The sequence below is a fragment of the Streptomyces sp. NPDC033180 genome, from assembly GCF_055577645.1.
Map to the genome: position 1 here is coordinate 132186 of NZ_JBVIPU010000009.1, position 17415 is coordinate 149600.

Consider the following 17415-nt stretch of genomic DNA (forward strand, 5'->3'; position numbering starts at 1 on the left):
CCCCAACTGCCGCTATTCTTCTGCGAGTTGTCCACGTAGACTTCGCATACACGCACAATCCGGTAATTCGTACCTTCGTTGTCCACGCTCGATCCATGTGCTCCGGCCGGCAGCGCGGCAGCCCGAGCGAGCCACGAACCACCCCGGCCCAGGGAGCGACATCACCGTGACCCCTCATGCCCACACCGTGCCGAGCGCCGGGCATCCGCCCTTCTGCGTCGTGCTCGGCCCCGACCAGGCGGGCAAGTCGACCGCCCTCGACCACCTCGGCCGGTCCGCGCCCCAGTGGCGGTTGCTGTCCGTCGACGACGCCCGCCTCGCCCCCGAGCACACCCTGATCGGCCGGCTGCGCAGGAACGTCGTCAAGGACGTCGCGCCCCACCCGGAGGCCTGGTCCCCGGAGTTCCTCTCCACCCTGGTGCAGACCGCTGTCGTCCATCTGCGGGACCAGCTGCTGCGCGAGGAGGCATCGGGAGGGCCCGTGGTCGTCGACTCCTACTACTACAAGTTCCTGGCGAAGTGCCGTCTCGCGGGGGCCCCGGACAGCCAGCTGTTCGCGTGGTGGCGCAGCTTCCCCCAGCCGCGCCGTGTGGTCTACCTCGACGTGGCGCCCGAGACGGCGTGGCGGCGCAGCCGCATGGGTCTCGACCTCAACCTGCTCGAGCACTACGGCCCGCGGCCCGAGTGGGACGGCTTTCGCCGCTATCAGACCGACCTCGCCAAGACGATGCGGGACGAGATCCAGTCCCTGCCCGTGACCGTGATCGAGGAACACGACCGCCCGGAGGACACCGCGGCGGCGATACGAGAGGTGCTCACCCATGAGTTCGGCTGAGTCATGGACGGATCCCGACCGGCTGCGCCGCTACCGCGCCCGCGTGTTCGCCGAACGCCAGGGGCTGCGGGACACCTTCGTCGACGCGGCGGGCCACCAGGAGCGCGTGCTGCGCGACCTTCTCGACTTCAACTCCGGTACGGAGTACGGAAAGCAGCACGGCTTCGACCGCATCCGCACCTTGGACGACTTCCGCAAGGCCGTGCCGGTCCAGACCTACACGGACCTGGAACCATGGATCGAACGCGCCGCGGGCGGTGAGCCCGGCGTCCTGACCGCCGACCGGCCCGCCGTCTTCTTCACCAGCAGTGGCAGCACCGGCGGACACAAGAAGATCCCGGTGACGCCCCGCTTCATGCGCACCACCTTCTTCCCCTTCTACTACGCCGCGTGGGCGCCCCTGATCGAGCACTTCCCGGACGTTCTGAGCCACCCGGGCGCCGTGCTCAACCTCAAGCACGACCCGCTCTCCGCCCCGCCGACCACCGCGTCCGGGCGGCCGCATGTCGGCGCGAGCCAGGTCGACTTCGGCTCGGCCTTCGGCGAGCCGCTCTCCGCGGAGCCCGGCACCGGAGCCCCCTGGGCAACGCTCCCCGTCCCGGTCGCGGCCGACGAGCACCTGGAGAAGATGTACCTGCGGCTGCGCCTCGCGGTGGAAAGCGATGTGCGCTGTGTCATCGGCATCAACCCCGCGATGGTGGCGGCGCTGCCCTATCAGCTGCGCCAGTGGTTGCCCCGCATCGTCAAGGAGGTACGCGACGGCACCCTGGGCGGAGTGCCGTGCGGCTCCCCCAACCCCGAGCGGGCAACTGATCTCGAGCGCCTCGCAGAGCGCCACGGCACCGTTCGCCCCGCGCACATCTGGCCGAACATGCGCGCCCTGTTCTGCTGGACCACGGGGCTCGCATCGCTTTATCTCCCGCGGCTGCGCGAGGAGTTCGGTCCCGGCGTGACAGCGCTCCCAGCGCCCGTCGCCGCCTCCGAGGGGCCGGTGGGCGTGGCTCTCGACCGGCACCGCACGGCGGGCAGCCTCGTCGTCTCGGCCGCGGTGCACGAGTTCGCCGACGCCGATCAGGACCTCGGGCCCGACACCGCCACGCTGCGGCCCGACGAGCTGGAGCCGGGCCGCGACTACCACGTCGTGTTCAGCCACGTCGGCGGGCTCTACCGGTACGCCGTCGGTGACGTCGTACGGGTCGTCGACCATCAAGAAGGCGTACCCCGCGTCGAGTACACCGGCCGCGGCAACAACCGCTCCGACCACGCCGGGGAGCGGCTGCGCGACGCCCAGGTCATCCGGGCCCTGCAGAGCGCCCTCGACGCCACGGGCCTCGACCTGCGCAACGCCGCCTGCCGGGTGGCGACGGACCCGCGACGGACCGCGGCGTACGAGTTCGCGGTATCGGCGACGACACCGTGGAGCCAGGACGAGTCGGCCCGCTTCACCGACCGGCTCGACCAGGCACTGCGGCGCGAGTCGGCCGGCTACCACGCGGCGCGCACCACGAACCGGCTCGCCGCTCCGTCACTGCTCCTGCTCGACCCCGACGCGTTCCTGCGCGACTGGCAGCAGCAGGTAGCCGGCGGCATCCGCCCCACCCAGGTCAAGGACCGGCTCTTCCGGCAGGACCCACAGCAGTGGGCCCGGCTCACGGAACCCGCCCGCAGCTGAGTGCGCTGCCGCCTCCTCGACCCCGACCCGCGAACACCCCGCCACAGACGGGTACTTGAGGCACCGCTCGCGGGCCTCCTCGCACGAGAGAACAAGGACTGCAATGACCGCATCACTGGACGCCGTCGAACGCACCGCGCTCCTCACCGCCGCTCTGCGTGCCGCCGAGACCAAGCGCCCTGACCGGCTGTACGAGGACCCGTACGCCGCGGCGCTCGCGGGGGACATCGGCCCCGAACTGCTCGCGGAGGTCCGTGCGGCCACCTTCCCGCCGGGCCTCGCACGGACCCTGCCGAGCACCCCCGACTACAACGCCATCCGCACCAGGTTCTTCGACGACTACCTGCAGGAGGCGGCGGCCGACGAGCAGACCACCCAGATCGTGCTCGCCCCGGCCGGCATGGACTCGCGCGCCTACCGGCTCAACTGGCCTTCCCGCGTGCGGTGGTTCGAGGTCGATCGCCCCGCCGTCCTCGCCTACAAGGAGGAGCGGCTGCCCGACGTCGAGCCGCGCACGGACCATCGCAAGGTCGCCGTCGACCTCACCTCCCCCTCCTGGGAGGACGATCTGCGGGCGGCGGGGTACGACCCCACCGTCCCCTCCACATGGCTGCTGGAAGGGCTGCTCTACTACATCCCCGAGCCGGACACCCACCGCATCCTGGAGCGGGTCGCCGCGATCTCCGCGCCCGGCAGCCGCATCGCCGCCGACATCGTCAACGCCGCTGCCCTGACGCTGCCTCAGATGCGGGGGCTGCTGGATGTGTTCGAGAGGTGGGGCTGCCCCTGGCTGTTCGGCACGGACGAACCGGAGGCCCTTTTCGACCGCTATGGCTTCACTGTGCGGGCACCCCAGCCCGGGGAGGAGGGCGCGGACTTCGGGCGCTGGCCGGACCCGGTGCCCTCGCGCGAGGTGAACGACGTGCGGCGGGTCTTCTTCGTCCACGGACGGCGGCGCTGACATGCCGTCAGCCATAGTCGTCGGTGGCAGCATCGCCGGACTCGCCAGTGCGCTGGCGCTGTCCGGCATCGGCTATCGCGTCCTGGTCCTGGAACGGGCGCCGAAGCCTCCCCAGTGGTCCATCGCCGAGGCCGTCTCCTGGTGGAAGCGGCCGACCGTGCCGCAGGGGCTGCACTCGCACACCCTCACCTCGCTCGGTGTGCGAGTGCTGCGCGAACAGGCCCCGCAGGTGCTCGCCGCGGCTCGAGTCGCGGGCGCCCCCACCCTCGACCTCACCGACGCCCTGCCCGCGGGCGCCACCGACGCCGCACGCGAGCCCGGTGACGAGGAACTGGTAGCACTCGGGTGCCGCCGCGCCAGCCTGGAGCTGATGCTCCACCGGACGGTCAGCGAGCGGCCCGGCGTCACCGTCCGGCACGACACCACCGTCGGCGGCATCGAACTCGACCGGTCCGCACGGCGGGTGCGTGCCGTCGTCACCGGCGACGGCACGCGCATCCCCGCCGATATCGTGGTGGACGCGACGGGACGCCGCGCGCTGTCGCGCACGTGGCTGAGCGACGCGGGCCTGCCGGTCGCCGCAGACCGCACGAGCCCGTCGGGGCTCACCGGGTACACCCGCTTCTACCAGCTCAGGACCAGCACCCTGCCGGGCCCGATCAACCGCGGCAACGCCGTCGGCGACATCTTCGGCCACTACGCCGGAGTCCTGCACCCCGGCGACAACGACACCTTCTCCATCGCCCTGGCCACCCTGCCCGGCGACCGGGCACTGCACGGGCTGCGCAGCCGAGCCGGGTTCACCGCGGCAGCGCGCGCCACCCCGGGTCTCACCCCCTGGCTGGAGAGCAGTGTCAGCGCGCCGATCTCGCCGGTCCGTGTGATCACCAGCCCCGCCAACACCCTGTGGGGCACAGCGAGTACGCAACAGGTGCCGGTCGCCGGGCTGTTCCCGGTGGGCGACGCGGCCTGCATCACCAACCCGCTGTTCGGCCGCGGCATGTCGCTCGCCCTCGAACACGCCTTCCGGCTCGCCGACCTGATCGACGGGCAGCCGGACGTCGACATCGCGCAGCGCGAGGCGGTGGCACGGATGACGCAGCAGCTGTTCCAGCCCTGGTACGAGCAGTCCGCCGCGTCCGACCGGCTGCGCATCGCCAACTGGCGGGCCGCCATCGACGGCACGCCCGCTCCCGCGCCGGTCCGGTCCCAGGACGGCCTGCCCGGTTTCGCGGCTATAGCGGCCGCGGCGCGCACCGACGGCACGGTGTGGCGAGGGCTGACCCGCATCCTGATGTCACTCAGCACCCCCGCCGAGGTGCTCGGCGACGAGACGTTCCTCGCCCGTGTCCGGCAGGCGAGGCCGCCCGCCGAGCCCCGGCCCGAGGGACCCGACCGGGACGAGCTCGTCCGCGCGGTCATGGCGGCCGAGGGGGCTCTCGTATGACGGCCCTCCCCCTGGAGCAGCCGAGACCGCACCCGAGGGCATCGCCCTCGGACCGCCGCCGGGTCCTGCTCGCACCGATCACCATCACGCCTTCCAAGCCACTGACCCCCAGCCATCTCAAGGGGCTCCTGTGGACGGACGTGATGTACCGGGCCACCCGGCCGCTGGCCGACGTCACCTTGCGCTACAGCCACACCACCTACCACCCCACCGAACAGACCCTGGGGTTCTGGGAGTTCCTCGACCGCACGCGCGGCGACACCGACTACGCCGACCTCACCGAGGAAGGCATCGGCGAACTGTACGTCGGCTTCCGCGCGGCACCACGCGTGTCGGCCCGGGCCCTGCGGCCCTACGCCGACGCGGTCGAGCACGGCTGGGTGCACCCCGCGAGCGCCCGCGTCCTGCAACTGTGGAGCGAGCACTACGCCGCGCTGGGCCTGCACGACCCCGGCCTGCTGCGCCACCAGCCGCCCGGTCTCACTCTCGACGCCGCCCTGCACCGCCTGGCCGGTCTCGGCATGTGCCTGGACCAGCGCGAGGTCGGCGGCCCGGTCTACCTGGACCTCACCCGCTTCGGGCTGCCGCTGCGGCAGCTGGTCACGGCCGACGGGCGTGCCAACTACCTGGCCTGCGCGCTGCGCGAACTCCTGCCCATGGCACCGGACTTCGACGAAGTGGTGCTGCTCTACGACAGCGACCTCGACCCCGACTACCAACAGCTGGATCGGGTGCTCACGGCACTGGGGCCCAGCGTGCGGCGAGTGAGTCTTGGCCGCGTCCCCATCGACGGTCAGATCCTCTCGGCACGCCAGGGCGGCTGGCGGGACGTGCACGCGGACGCGCTTCTGCGGGCCGTGCGCGGCGAGCACGACCCGGCCGCCGTCCGTCTGGGCATGCGGCTGTACTTCATCGCCATGCTCGGGCCCGGCCGACAGCAGTCCTTCCGCGCCGACCTGCTGCACCAGAGCATCAAGCGCGCCGGGCAGCTCCTGGCCTCAGCCCGGCACGATGCGCCGCGCCCGCTCGACGAGCATCTCGCGCGCCACCGCAAGGACCACGTGTACGTCGATCCCTACCGGCTGACCTCCGGCCTGCTCGGCAAGCGCCGCGCCGCCCCCGCATCAGACCTCCTGACGACGGTGTTCTCATGACCTTGACCCAACAGGGCCTGCGCGAGGGGGCCGCCGCACGCATCCGTGCGGCACGGCCCGACCTCGCCGCGCGGCACGACATGGACAGCTACGACGGCCTCGTGGCGGCCCAGCACGCCATCGCCGCGGAGGACGCCGACGCGGGCACCCTGGCCGCCGTGGTGCTGCGCAGCTTCGACCTCGCCCAATGGGCCCGCGAAACCTGCGTGTTCGCCCTGAGCGTGGGGCCCGAGCGTGCGGCCGCCTGGCGCTCGTCGTTCACCCGTACCGTGTTCCTCGCGGGCAACCCCGCGCACCTGCGCGAACGGTTCACCTTCGCGCACGTCGCCCCCGATCTCTCGGCGGCGTGGGCCGCGCCGGGGCCGGCCGCGGAGACGGCCGGACTGCGCCGGCTCCTCAAGCTCTTCGACGGCCGGGCCGCCCTGCCGGACCGACCGGACACCGTCATCGAGATCCCCGGCGAGCCCCCGGCGGGCGCCCGTCGCGGCGGGTACCGCGAGCTGTACGTCGCCACCGCCGACTGCACCGTCTCCGAAGCGGTCGTTCACGTCAATCATGTGCTCGTCGAGGCGGTCCTGGACGGGGTCATCACCCCCGGGGATCAACTGACGCTGCGTCAATTACCGCGCATGTCCGGGGTACAGGCACGCCTGGCCCGCGTGCGCGCCGTCACCGACCACCAGCTCCCCGGCCGGCTGAAGGCCGCCGCCGGACTCACCGAGGAGGCACTCCTTGCCTGAAGCGACCGCGACCACGCACCCGGCCCCGACCGCCACCGACGCCCGGGTCATCCGGTTCGGCTATCACGGCTCCGCCGCGGTGGCGTCCCACATCATCGGCCTTGCCGGCTGGGACGAGGCCGACGTGCGCCTCAGCGAGTACGACGTCGCCGACCCGTTCAGCGGCATACGAGCGGACGAACTGGATCTGATGATCATCAAGTTCGGCCTCAGAGAGCCCGACCTGGTCACCAGCCGGGTGCTCGCCGAGGACGCCCGCGCGGTCGTCGTCGGCGCGGGGCATCCGCTCGCCGCCCGCGATTCGGTCTCCATCGAGGAACTCGCCGACCACGACACCTTCGCCCGGCCGGGCACCTTCCCCGCGTACGTGTGGGACGAGGTCGTACCGCCGCGCACCCCGGCAGGACGCCTCATCCGCCGCAACCGCCTGGTCTCCGCCATCCCCGAGATGATGGGCATGGTGGCAAGGGGCGAGGCGGTGCACATATCGCTCCTGTCGCTCGCCGACATCGCGCCGCCGAGCATCCGCGTGGTGCCCATTCACGACCTGCCGCCCGCCCCGGTGACCGTGGCCTGGCGCCGCGGCCGTGAACTTCCGGAACACATAAGGGAGTTCATCACCACAGCGGAAGCGGAGGCCTCCCGATGACCGCCCCGGCGGCGCCCCCCGTACCCATAGTGCTGCTGCACGCCCTGTCGCTGCACGCCACGATGTGGGAGGCCCAGGCGGGTGCCCTGCGCGCGCTCGGCCATCGGGTCCTCACCCCCGATCAGCGCGGATTCGGCACCACGCCGCTCGGCGACGCGCCGCCGTCCCTCGACACCGTGGCCGACGACCTGGCCCGCACCCTCGACGAGCACGGCATCGAGCGGGCCGCCCTGGCCGGATCGTCCATGGGCGGATACGCGGCGATGGCGTTCCTGCGGCGCTTCCCCGACCGGGTCGCGGGACTCGCCCTGCTGTCCGCGCGAGCCACTCCCGACAGCCCCGAAGCCGCCGCCCAGCGCCTGCAGTTCGCCCATGTCGTCCAGGACGGGAAGACCGGCCCTGCCGTGGTGGAGCGCGTCACACCCGCACTGCTCGGCGCCACGACCCGGCGGCGCAGCCCCGAGCTCCTGGCCCGCGTCCTGGCCGACGCCCGCGCTGCCGACCCGGCCGCCCTGGCCTGGGCCCAACGGGCCATCGCCGTGCGCCCCGACTCCACCGACGTGCTGCGCGCCGCCCGGATACCGGCCACGGTGATCGCCGGGGCCGAGGACGAACTGGTCACCGCCGAGGAGTCCCAGCACGTAACCGACGCCCTGCCGCATGGGCGGCTGGTCACGGTTGCGGACGCGGGACACCTGCAGCCCCTGGAAGCGCCCGAGGCGGTCACCGCGGCCCTGAGCCGCCTCCTCTCCGAGATCACCACCACGGATGACGACCGCGCCGCGGCACCCGTCGACGCCAACACCGGAAGCAGAGACCTCTGATGCTGACCGAAGACCACAAGGACTGGGGCTACACCACGTCGACCGGCCTCGGCTTCACCCACCACTCCGTGGTCGACACCCACTTCCGCGCCTGCGAACATCCCTACCTCGACCTCCTCGACCGAGCGGGCATCGAACCGGGACAGCACGTGCTCGACGCCGGCTGCGGGCCTGGCGACTTCCTACCGCACCTGGGCTCCCTCGTGGGCGCGAGCGGCAGGGTCACCGCCATCGACCTCGCCGAGGAGAACGTCGCGCTCGCCGCACGGCGCGTCGGGGAGTGGAAACTGCCCTGCCCCGTCGAGGTGCGCCGGGCGAGCCTGCTCGAACTGCCCTACCCTGACGACTCCTTCGACTCCGTGTGGTGCTCCAACACCGTGCAGTACCTCGACGACGACGAACTGGCCGCCGCACTGGCCGAGTTCACTCGTGTGGTACGCCCGGGCGGCACCGTGGCCGTCAAGGACCTCGACGCCCACCTGATCACCGCACGGCCCGCCGACCCCTATCTGTTCGGCGACTTCTTCCGCGCCGCGGGCGCCGCACCGGGCTACGCCCGCCAACTCCTGCGCACCCGGGAGCTGTACCGCCACCTCAAACGGGCCGGACTGACCGAAGTGCGTCAACGTACCGTCCTGATCGAGCACCACTCGCCGCTGACCCCCGCCGCGACGGAGTTCTACACCGCCGCCTGCGCCCAGCTCGCCGGGCAGGCCCTGACACTCGGCCTGAGCGAGGAGTGGCAGCGGTTCACCGATCCCGACGCGCCCGACCACCCGCTGAACTCCCCCGACGGTTACATCAGCGAGGGCAACACACTGGCCGTCGGTACCGTGTCCGGCGACCACCGCTGACGACGAGCCTCGCCCCGACCTCCGCCGAGGAGCCGAGCCCCCCATGCCGAGCACCGCACCATCGCCCTGCCCGCCCGCTCCGGGCAGGGCCCCCCTCCTCGGACACGCGCCCGCCCTGCTGCGCAGACCGCTGTCCTTCTTCGAGTCCACCCGCACCGACGACCCACTGGTACGCGTCGGCTTCGGTCCTTTCCACCTTTACCTGGCCAACGCCCCGGCTCTCGTCCACCGCATCCAGGTGGACACCGATGCCTTCGAGCGGGGCCGCTTCTTCGAGGGCCTCGCCGGCCACTTCGGCAATCCGCTGATCGCCTCGAACGGCGTGGCTCACAGCCACCAGCGGCGGGTCGTCAAACCCGCCTTCAGCCGGCGCGGCGTCCGCTCCCACACTCAGGACATCGTCGAGGAAGCCGACCGGCGGTTCTCGTCCTGGCGGCCCGGCAGACCCGTCGCCGCGGACGAGGCGCTGTCGGATCTTGTCGCGGCCGTCGTGCTGCGTGCCCTGTTCAGCGCCGACCTGAGTGATGACGTCGTACGCGACATCCGGCGGACCCTCTTCATGATCGCCCGCAGACTGATCCCCAGGACCGTGCTCCCCGATTTCCTGATGTCCCTGCCCACACCGGGAAACCGCCGGTTCAACGCGGCCGTCCGGCGCTTCCACGCCATCGTCGACACACTGATCCAGGACCGCCGCACCCACCCGGTGGCCGCTCACGACGTCCTGGCTGTGCTGCTGAAGTCGACGCACCCGCTGACGGGCCTGCCGTACACCGACGAGCAGGTCCGCAGCGAGTTCCTGATGATGCTCTTCGCGGCCCTGGAAACCACCAGCACCTCGCTGACCTGGGCCGTGTTCGAGACGACTGTCCGGCCCGAAGTCCAGCAGCGGATACACGCAGAGGCCTCGGCCGTCCTGGACGGAGGGCCGCTCGACTACGACCGCCTCAAGGACCTCTCGTACACCCGCAAGGTCGTCGACGAAACGCTGCGGCTGCACGCGCCCATGCTGTTCACCCGGCGTGCCCGGCACGACATCGAGCTCGGCGGGACCCTCGTCCGCGCGGGCTCCGAGATCGGGTACAGCCCGCGTGCCATGCACCGCAACCCTGCCACGTATGCCCATCCACGCCGCTTCGACCCCGAGCGGAGCGATTCCCCGGCCGGCCAGGATCTGCCGCGCGGTGCCTACTTCCCGTGGGGCACGGGACCGCACCGGTGCGTCGGAGAGCACCTCGCCGAGACCACGATGACGGTGGCTCTTGCCAGTCTCGTCACCCACTGGCAGCTTCGGATCCAACCGGGCACCGGGCGGATCACGGAGTCGAACAGCTCCTTGCCGCATCCGAGCAGCCTCCCGCTGATGGTGACTCCGCGCACCTGAACCGGGGACACGCCCCCGCACCCCTGCCCCCCAACACCCGTCCTTTCACACGCCGTTCGAGATCCGGAGCACCATGAACCTCAACCTCACCTCCAAGACGGCCGTAGTCACCGGCGCAAGCCGGGGCATCGGCCTGGCCACCGTCCGAAGGCTCGTCGCGGAAGGCGTCCGCGTCGTGGGTGCCGCCCGCACCATCACGCCCGAGCTGAAGGAGACCGGGGCGCTCACGGTATCGGCCGATCTGAGCACCGCCGAAGGCGTCACCACGCTCATGACAGCCGCCCTCGCGGAGCTGCGCGGCATCGACCTGCTGGTGAACAACGTCGGAGCCGGCGACGACCTCCGCGCCGCCGGATTCCTCGACACCGACGACGCGCAATGGCTGCGCAACATGGACCTGAACCTGCTCAGCACAGTGCGGGCCGCCCGGGCCGCGCTGCCCAGCCTGATCGAGCGCCGCGGCGCGATGGTCAACATCTCGTCCGTCTCCGCCCGGCAGCCCGGCGGCAGCCCGGTCGCCTACAGCGCGGCCAAGGCGGCGCTCACCGCGACAGGGAAGGCCATGGCCGAGGAGTTCGGCCCTCAGGGCGTGCGGGTCAACACCGTCTCCCCGGGAGTGGTCCGCACCTCCATCTGGGAGGCCCCCGACGGCTACGGCCAACAGGTCGCAGCCGAAGCCGGCGCCGAGCACACCTCCTTCCTCCAGGGCATACCGGGGACCTTCGGCATCACCACGGGCCGCATGATCGAGGCCGACGAGGTCGCGGCCCTGATCGTGTTCCTGCTCTCCGATCTCGCGGGCAGCATCACGGGCGCCGACTACGTCATCGACGGCGGAGCGATCAAGGCGCTGTAACGGGTCCGGACATACCGACCACCGACAGAGGTGATCGCCGACAGAGCCACTGGCAGAGGCCACGTCCACGGGCGTGGCCTCTGTCAGTGGCTCTGTCAGTGCCTCTGTGGCTCTGCCAGTCGCTATGTCAGTGGTTCTGCCAGCGATGGCGGCCCCGGCACGGCCCGGCGATCCGGGCCGCCCGGCCAACCCCGGCCCCCCAGCACGCCGTTGACCCGACACGGCATCCGGCACCGCACGCGGTGGACGCGCGCCCGCGTTTGGATCCGCCCTGCCACCAAGCTAGAATAATAGTGATTGCTATGTTTTTCCCGGACGTACCGCGCCCGGCCCCGAAGCGGGCAGGTGCGCGGTGGAGGAAGGCATTCCGCTGCGGCGTCCCCGGCACCCCACGGGGTCTTCCCGTCCGAGGAAACGGCACAGGCGGACGAGCACACCTTCCAGGAAGGGTCACAGTGAAGCAGGAAAGGGCGGGCCGGACTCGCCGCGCACTGTTGAGGGCGGCCGCGAGCGAGTTCGACCGACTCGGCTACTCCGGTTCGTCACTCGCCCGAATAGCCCGGGCGGCAGAGATCTCGATGGGCGCACTGACCTTCCACTTCGCCTCGAAGGGGGAACTCGCGGCGGCCGTCAGGGAAGACGGCGCCGCCGCCACCCGCGTGCTCGTCGATCATGTGGTCGCGCGCCAGGAACCCCCCTTGCAGTCCGTGGTGTCACTGACGCTCGCACTCGTGGAACTCCTGGAACGCAACCCCTCGGTACGGGCCGCCGCGCGCCTGGCCCGGGAGGGATCAGAGGGACAGCCCGCCTGGCAGTGCCTGTGGGCGCCGACGATCGGCGCTCGGCTGCGGGACGCGCCGGCCGGGAGCCTGCCGGGAGTGGACCGGGCGGCGATCACGGAAATGGCGGTGCACCTGGTCTGCGGGGTGGAAGCGACCCTCTGCCATCGTTGCTGCCCCGAGACGCCGGGCAGCAACGTCACCATGCTCACCCGCATCTGGCGACAGGCCCTCCCTGAGGTGAGGTTGCCCGCGCCCACCGACGGCGAGGAGTCGATCGCCGCACCCCCCGCCGACGAACCGTGAACGCGGGCGTCCCCATGAGCAACGCAGACTCCCATGGACAGCGCAGACCCACCCACGAACAAGCCACGCGGACTCGACGGACCGGCGTCGGACACCTCCTCACACGGCGCTGCACCCCCCGTCGACGGGCACCGCGGCCCCCGTGATGAAGGACGCCTGGTCGCCGCAGAGCCAGGCGGCCGCTCGGGCCACCTCCACCGGGTCGGCGAGGCGGTGCTGGATGGCCCGGGCCACCGATGCCTGTTCGAGCTGGGGCACCTGCTCCATGGCCGTCTCCATCAGCTCGGTGCGAGTGGCGCCCACCATCAGGGCGTTGACGCGTATGCCGTGGACGCCGTACTCGGCGGCGGCTGCCTTCGTCAGCCCCAGCACCGCGTGCTTGGCCGCCACGTAAGGGGCGATGGCTCCGGTCGCGAACGCGCCCGCGGTACTGCAGGTGTTGACGACCGAGCCGCTCCCCTGCCGCAGCATCACCGGGATCTGGTGCTTGAGGCAGTTCCACACGCCCCGCACGTTCACGTCCATGATCTGCTGGAACACCGCGTCGTCCGTCTCGTGGATCGGCGTGCCTATGGAGCCCCAGCCGGCGTTGTTGAACGCCGCGTCCAGCCCTCCGAACTCATCGACCAGCGTGGCAACCGCCCGCTCGACATCCTTCGGCTCGGTCACGTCCCCCGCCGTCACCAGGGCCCGGCCGCCCGCCGCCGCGATCTCATCGGCGAGCTCGCGCAGCCTGCCCTCCCGGCGGGCCATGAGCCCCACCGCCGCTCCCTGTTCGGCGAAGAGCCGCGCCGCCGCGGCACCGATGCCGCTGGAAGCCCCCGTGATCATCACCGTCTTGGCGTGCAGCGGCGCGTGAGACGTTTCCATGGCGTTACTCCTGTGCTGGTGCGGCGCGTTCACGTGCCGCGCGTTCAGGTACTGGGCGCGGTCATGTACTGCGCGGTCATGTACTGCGCGTTCAGGTACTGGGCGGTCATGTACTGCGCAGACGCGGTCTGCGCAGACCGTGACCACACCGCCCCGCAAGCAGGTCGGTGCCCCTGCCGGTCACACGAAACTCGTGGCGTGATCGGCGGCCCACCTCCGATAGGTGGTGGCCGGCCGCCCCAGCAGCATCTCGAGGTCGCCCTCGGTGCCGGCCGAGGCATCGGCGGCACGTCGCCCTGCCGCTTCCGCGAGCGCCCACGCGAGAGGCTCGGGCAGGCGCTCGCGCCAGCGCGCCAGTGCCTGATCAAGCGTCAGTTCCTCGAATCGCAAGGGACGTCGAAGAACCTCGGCGAGCTGCTCGGTCTGCTCCCGCGGCGTCAGGGGCTGCGGCCCCGTCAGTGCGTACGCCTTCGCCTCGTGGCCGGGACCGGTGAGCGCCCGCACTGCCACCTCGGCCACATCACGCGGATCGACGCACGCGGTACGCGCATCGCCCCCGGGGCTCCTGACAACCGATTCCGCGCGTATCGAGGGTGCCCAGGACAACGTGTTGCTCATGGGCGAGCGCATGCGCAGCACCGTCCAGTCGAGGCCCGAGTCACGCAGCAGGGCCTCGCTTTCGCGGTTCCAGGCTGCGATCAGGTCATCGGCGCCAGGGTCCGCCACGGCCGTCCAGGACAGTTTCACCGCCCGCCGCACCCCCTGCGAGCGGGCGGCCCGCAGAATGTTCTCGTCGTCCTTGGGCCGCAACGGGTTGGCGGTCACCACGAAGACCGCGTCGGCCCCGGCCAGCACCTCCTCCAGGCGCCCGAGGTCCTCGTAGTCGCCCGTGACGATCTCGCCGGGCAGCTCCAACCGGGCGGCCTTGTCCGCGTCCCGTACCAACAGCCGGGCACCGCCCCGCGCCCCGAGGCCGCGGGCGACATGCCGGCCCACCGCCCCCGTGGCACCGGTCACCACGATCTTCGGGCCTTCTGTCGCCCACTGCTTCATGACGTCACTCCTCGCTCCTTGCCGAACTGCATCTTCTTGATCGTGCCGGGTGCCGCGATCGCGGGCAGCAGGCACCGCCAGGCCTCCTCGACCCGCTCGGGCAGGTCGATGCGGGAGGTCTCCAGCTGCGCGTGCATCTGCGCCCCCGTACAAGCACTCACGATGAGGCGGGCATACGCCTCCACGTCCGCCCCGGCCCTCAACTCGCGCCGCTTCTGGGCGTCCTGGAAGTCGCGCAGGAGGATGCCCATCCACTGCTGGTGCGAGTTCTCGCTCTTGGGCACGAAGCTCTCCTGATCCATCACCAGGCGGGCACCGGCCTGCAGGACGGGATCCTCGAGCAGTTGGTACGCCCACGTCAGCGTGACGTCGATGGCGTGCTGCAGGCCGTGCGAGTCCTGCGGCGGCACTACGAGGCCGGGCTGTGCCGCGACGATCTCGCGCGCGAGTTCCTCCTTGGACTTGAAGTGGAAGTACACCGCCCCGAGGGTCAGCCCCGCCCTGTCCGCGATCCGCGAGACGCTGGCGCCGGCGAAGCCGTACTCCCCGAACACCTCCGCCGCCGCACGAATGAGGGCGGCCCGCGTTCGCGCCGCCCTCTCCTGCTTCACCGCTCGCACCGCCATGTGCACCCCGCTGATCAGCTTCGACAAGAAAAATACTATTCTTTATCTTACTGCAGGTACGGGGAGACCCAGTACCTCCTCATGCCTTAGTTCAACATGCAGTTCCAGGGGAGAGAACTCGTCATGACGCTCACCATCACCACCTCGGCGACAGATTCGATAGCCACCGAGAAGCTCGTGCGCAAGTCCATCCAGGATGAAGCCCTGGTCACCGGATGGCGCTCGGTCTCCGAGGTGTCCCAGATCGTCACCGCGCGCTGGCCGCACCGGCACAGCTTCTACACCGAAGGCGACAGCTACAGCCCGTTGTTGGTGACGGAGACGCTGCGCCAGGCGCTCGCGCTCCTGACCCATGCCGCACACGACATCCCCCTCAACCATCGCCTGGGCTGGGAACAGCTCCGGTCCACCATCGACATCGATGCGCTCGGCACGGACGCGGAGCCGGCCGAGGTGGAGCTGCTCATCGTCCACACACAGGTCAAGCGACGCCGGCTGGGCTCGGTGCAGCTGGCCTCCCAGGTGGAGGCCAGCCGCGCGGGCAGGCCGCTGGGCACCGCCTCGCTGGAGTACACCACCCATCCCCCGGCCATCTACGACCGGCTGCGCGGCAACTACGCGGATGCCGCGAGCGCCTTCGCCCGGGCGATCCCGCTCACCCCTCCCGTGCCGGCATCCCACGTCGGCCGCAGCGACGCGCGCAATGTGGTCCTTTCACCCACGAGCGAGCCGAACACCTGGCAGCTGCGCGTGGACACCTCGCACAGCGTGCTCTTCGACCACCCGCACGACCACCTCCCGGGCATGGTCCTGCTGGAGGCCGCAGCCCAGGCGGCCCAGGCCTCGGCCATGCCGCACACGGTGGCGCCGGTCGCCTTCGACACGGCGTTCTTCCGGTACGTGGAGTTCGACCAGCCCTGCCTGATCACGACGGGGCCCCTCACTCCGAACAGCGAGGGCCACATGTCCATCACGGTCAACGCCCAGCAGGGCGAACTGCCGGTGTTCTCCTGCACGGTGACGCTCCGGACTCAGCCGGAGCGCTGAGCGGCGGCAGCGCGCGGGAGGGGCTCCCCCTCCGATGCCGCGCCGACGGGCCGCCGGACGTCGGCACCGACGCGTCCGGCGGCCTCGGGCCAGTACGGCCGCCGCCTCGTCGGGCGAGTTGCCGTCGGGGAGCAGGTGTCCATGGCCTCACGCCTCCACGCCGGCGTCAACAACGTCATGACCGGCTTCCGCCGGCGGCCAGCACTGCCGCGAGGCCCTCTTGCAGATCCTTGACGAAATACTCGGGAACCTCCAGCGACGGGAAATGTCCCCCCGTTTCAGGTGTCCTCCATCGGACGACCTGCCGGAACCGCTCCTGTGCCCAGGCACGCGGATACTTCTCGATGTCGTGGGGGTACGTACTGATCGCTGACGGGACGTCGACGCGCAGTTCGGGGTCGAGTGAGTTGTGGCTTTCGTAGTAGATGCGGGCCGACGATGCGCCGGTCCTGGTCAGCCAGTACAGGGTGACGTTGTCGAGGACGCTGTCCATGGAGATCGTCTCGAACGGGCTGTCCTCGGTATCGGTCCACTCGGCGAACTTGTCAAGGATCCAGGCGAGAAGCCCGACCGGTGAGTCGACGAGCGAGTAGCCGATGGTCTGCGGTCGGGTCGCCTGCTGCTTCGCGTACGCCGCCCGGTGGCGCCAGAAATCGCGGGTTTCCGCAGTCCATTGGCGCTCGGCCGCCGTCAGCCCGTCCGTTGTCAACCCGGGCGGCGCCTGGGCGACCGTTGTGTGGATGCCGAGAACGTGCTCCGGGAACCTGCCGCCGAGGATCGTGGTGATCACACCTCCCCAGTCGCCGCCGTGGGCCGCGAACTTGCTGTAGCCGAGCCTTCCCATCAGCTCCACCCAGGCGGCCGCGATCTTTTCGGTTCCCCACCCGGTGGTGGCCGGCTTGTCGCTGTAACCGAAGCCCGGTAGCGACGGGGCCACGACGTGGAACGCTGGTGCGTCCGCGTCTTTCGGATCCGCCAGTTCCTCGATTACGTGGGTGAACTCGGCGACGCTGCCTGGCCATCCATGGGTCAGGAGCAGAGGGGTGGCGTCCGCGCGGGTGGATCGGCGGTGCAGGAAGTGGATCCCCAGATCGTCAATGGTCGTGCGGAACTGGCCGATCTGGTTGAGGCGCGCTTCGAACGACCGCCAGTTGTACCCGGTGCGCCAGTAGTTCACGACGTCCACGAGGTCGGCAAGAGGAACGCCCTGTTCCCATCGATGCGGGTCGGGCGCGGCGCGGTAGACCGTCTCAGCTTCCGGCAGCCGTGCCGCCGCCAGTCGCGCGCGCAGGTCGTCGAGGTCGGTGTCGGTCGCGTGGGCTTCGAATACTTGAACGTCGCTGGTTGGGCGGCACATG

At 70.9% G+C, this 17415-nt stretch carries 17 protein-coding genes; 13 read left to right on the forward strand and 4 right to left on the reverse strand.

Annotation, left to right across the window (positions count from 1 at the left end; all coding sequences use genetic code 11):
- The first annotated feature begins 166 nt into the window (after positions 1-166).
- The 12 genes from ACZ5WE_RS24100 (at position 167) to ACZ5WE_RS24155 (ending at position 12461) form a co-directional block, all read left to right on the forward strand.
- Complete coding sequence (locus ACZ5WE_RS24100; RefSeq protein ID WP_467692061.1) at positions 167-835, forward strand: dTMP kinase; 669 nt, start codon at positions 167-169, stop codon at positions 833-835.
- Positions 822-2507: a GH3 auxin-responsive promoter family protein gene (locus ACZ5WE_RS24105; protein ID WP_467692062.1), complete on the forward strand. Its 1686-nt coding sequence runs from the start codon at positions 822-824 to the stop codon at positions 2505-2507. Before ACZ5WE_RS24100 ends, ACZ5WE_RS24105 begins: the two co-directional genes overlap by 14 nt.
- A gap of 103 nt (positions 2508-2610) precedes the next feature.
- Positions 2611-3468 (forward strand): class I SAM-dependent methyltransferase, encoded by an 858-nt coding sequence (locus ACZ5WE_RS24110; protein WP_467692064.1) that lies wholly within the window; start codon positions 2611-2613, stop codon positions 3466-3468.
- A gap of 1 nt (position 3469) precedes the next feature.
- Entirely contained in the window at positions 3470-4915 is a 1446-nt protein-coding gene (locus tag ACZ5WE_RS24115) for an FAD-dependent oxidoreductase (RefSeq protein WP_467692065.1), read from the forward strand.
- Positions 4912-6069, forward strand: a complete 1158-nt coding sequence (locus ACZ5WE_RS24120; RefSeq protein WP_467692067.1) for a hypothetical protein — start codon at positions 4912-4914, stop codon at positions 6067-6069. The genes ACZ5WE_RS24115 and ACZ5WE_RS24120 overlap by 4 nt, the downstream gene beginning before the upstream one ends.
- A complete protein-coding gene (locus ACZ5WE_RS24125) occupies positions 6066-6809 on the forward strand; it encodes a DUF6182 family protein (protein WP_467692069.1) in 744 nt (247 codons plus the stop codon). Before ACZ5WE_RS24120 ends, ACZ5WE_RS24125 begins: the two co-directional genes overlap by 4 nt.
- Positions 6802-7458, forward strand: coding sequence for a substrate-binding domain-containing protein (locus ACZ5WE_RS24130; protein WP_467692070.1), 657 nt, complete (start codon positions 6802-6804; stop codon positions 7456-7458). The genes ACZ5WE_RS24125 and ACZ5WE_RS24130 overlap by 8 nt, the downstream gene beginning before the upstream one ends.
- Positions 7455-8282 carry an alpha/beta fold hydrolase gene (locus ACZ5WE_RS24135; protein WP_467692072.1) on the forward strand — a complete coding sequence of 276 codons (828 nt, stop codon included), beginning with the start codon at positions 7455-7457 and terminating at the stop codon, positions 8280-8282. Before ACZ5WE_RS24130 ends, ACZ5WE_RS24135 begins: the two co-directional genes overlap by 4 nt.
- Positions 8282-9136: a class I SAM-dependent methyltransferase gene (locus ACZ5WE_RS24140; RefSeq protein WP_467692074.1), complete on the forward strand. Its 855-nt coding sequence runs from the start codon at positions 8282-8284 to the stop codon at positions 9134-9136. Before ACZ5WE_RS24135 ends, ACZ5WE_RS24140 begins: the two co-directional genes overlap by 1 nt.
- 43 nt (positions 9137-9179) lie before the next feature.
- Positions 9180-10520 carry a cytochrome P450 gene (locus ACZ5WE_RS24145; protein WP_467692075.1) on the forward strand — a complete coding sequence of 447 codons (1341 nt, stop codon included), beginning with the start codon at positions 9180-9182 and terminating at the stop codon, positions 10518-10520.
- Between the two features lie 73 nt (positions 10521-10593).
- Positions 10594-11376, forward strand: coding sequence for an SDR family oxidoreductase (locus ACZ5WE_RS24150; RefSeq protein ID WP_467692077.1), 783 nt, complete (start codon positions 10594-10596; stop codon positions 11374-11376).
- 455 nt (positions 11377-11831) lie between these two features.
- Entirely contained in the window at positions 11832-12461 is a 630-nt protein-coding gene (locus ACZ5WE_RS24155) for a TetR family transcriptional regulator (protein ID WP_467692079.1), read from the forward strand.
- A gap of 99 nt (positions 12462-12560) precedes the next feature.
- Here the strand turns inward: ACZ5WE_RS24155 and ACZ5WE_RS24160 are convergent, their stop codons facing one another.
- The 3 genes from ACZ5WE_RS24160 to ACZ5WE_RS24170 all read right to left on the reverse strand — a co-directional run bounded on the left by ACZ5WE_RS24160 (position 12561) and on the right by ACZ5WE_RS24170 (position 15010).
- Positions 12561-13331, reverse strand: a complete 771-nt coding sequence (locus tag ACZ5WE_RS24160; protein WP_467692081.1) for an SDR family NAD(P)-dependent oxidoreductase — start codon at positions 13329-13331, stop codon at positions 12561-12563.
- A gap of 180 nt (positions 13332-13511) precedes the next feature.
- A complete protein-coding gene (locus ACZ5WE_RS24165; RefSeq protein ID WP_467692083.1) occupies positions 13512-14384 on the reverse strand; it encodes an NAD(P)H-binding protein in 873 nt (290 codons plus the stop codon).
- Positions 14381-15010: a ScbR family autoregulator-binding transcription factor gene (locus tag ACZ5WE_RS24170; RefSeq protein ID WP_467692340.1), complete on the reverse strand. Its 630-nt coding sequence runs from the start codon at positions 15008-15010 to the stop codon at positions 14381-14383. Before ACZ5WE_RS24170 ends, ACZ5WE_RS24165 begins: the two co-directional genes overlap by 4 nt.
- A gap of 123 nt (positions 15011-15133) precedes the next feature.
- Between ACZ5WE_RS24170 and ACZ5WE_RS24175 the strand changes: the two genes are divergently transcribed.
- Positions 15134-16057 (forward strand): ScbA/BarX family gamma-butyrolactone biosynthesis protein, encoded by a 924-nt coding sequence (locus tag ACZ5WE_RS24175; protein ID WP_467692085.1) that lies wholly within the window; start codon positions 15134-15136, stop codon positions 16055-16057.
- A 175-nt stretch (positions 16058-16232) separates the two neighbouring features.
- Here ACZ5WE_RS24175 and ACZ5WE_RS24180 read toward each other — a convergent pair whose 3' ends face one another.
- Positions 16233-17414, reverse strand: coding sequence for an epoxide hydrolase family protein (locus ACZ5WE_RS24180; RefSeq protein WP_467692087.1), 1182 nt, complete (start codon positions 17412-17414; stop codon positions 16233-16235).
- Between the last annotated feature and the right edge of the window lies 1 nt (position 17415).

Coding starts and splice junctions, on each gene's coding strand:
- ACZ5WE_RS24105 (WP_467692062.1), top strand. CDS start 822: ATGAGTTCGGCTGAGTCATGGACGGATCCCGACCGGCTGCGCCGCTAC.
- ACZ5WE_RS24110 (WP_467692064.1), top strand. CDS start 2,611: ATGACCGCATCACTGGACGCCGTCGAACGCACCGCGCTCCTCACCGCC.
- ACZ5WE_RS24115 (WP_467692065.1), top strand. CDS start 3,470: ATGCCGTCAGCCATAGTCGTCGGTGGCAGCATCGCCGGACTCGCCAGT.
- ACZ5WE_RS24120 (WP_467692067.1), top strand. CDS start 4,912: ATGACGGCCCTCCCCCTGGAGCAGCCGAGACCGCACCCGAGGGCATCG.
- ACZ5WE_RS24125 (WP_467692069.1), top strand. CDS start 6,066: ATGACCTTGACCCAACAGGGCCTGCGCGAGGGGGCCGCCGCACGCATC.
- ACZ5WE_RS24135 (WP_467692072.1), top strand. CDS start 7,455: ATGACCGCCCCGGCGGCGCCCCCCGTACCCATAGTGCTGCTGCACGCC.
- ACZ5WE_RS24140 (WP_467692074.1), top strand. CDS start 8,282: ATGCTGACCGAAGACCACAAGGACTGGGGCTACACCACGTCGACCGGC.
- ACZ5WE_RS24145 (WP_467692075.1), top strand. CDS start 9,180: ATGCCGAGCACCGCACCATCGCCCTGCCCGCCCGCTCCGGGCAGGGCC.
- ACZ5WE_RS24150 (WP_467692077.1), top strand. CDS start 10,594: ATGAACCTCAACCTCACCTCCAAGACGGCCGTAGTCACCGGCGCAAGC.
- ACZ5WE_RS24160 (WP_467692081.1), bottom strand. CDS start 13,331: ATGGAAACGTCTCACGCGCCGCTGCACGCCAAGACGGTGATGATCACG.
- ACZ5WE_RS24165 (WP_467692083.1), bottom strand. CDS start 14,384: ATGAAGCAGTGGGCGACAGAAGGCCCGAAGATCGTGGTGACCGGTGCC.
- ACZ5WE_RS24170 (WP_467692340.1), bottom strand. CDS start 15,010: ATGGCGGTGCGAGCGGTGAAGCAGGAGAGGGCGGCGCGAACGCGGGCC.
- ACZ5WE_RS24175 (WP_467692085.1), top strand. CDS start 15,134: ATGACGCTCACCATCACCACCTCGGCGACAGATTCGATAGCCACCGAG.
- ACZ5WE_RS24180 (WP_467692087.1), bottom strand. CDS start 17,414: ATGTGCCGCCCAACCAGCGACGTTCAAGTATTCGAAGCCCACGCGACC.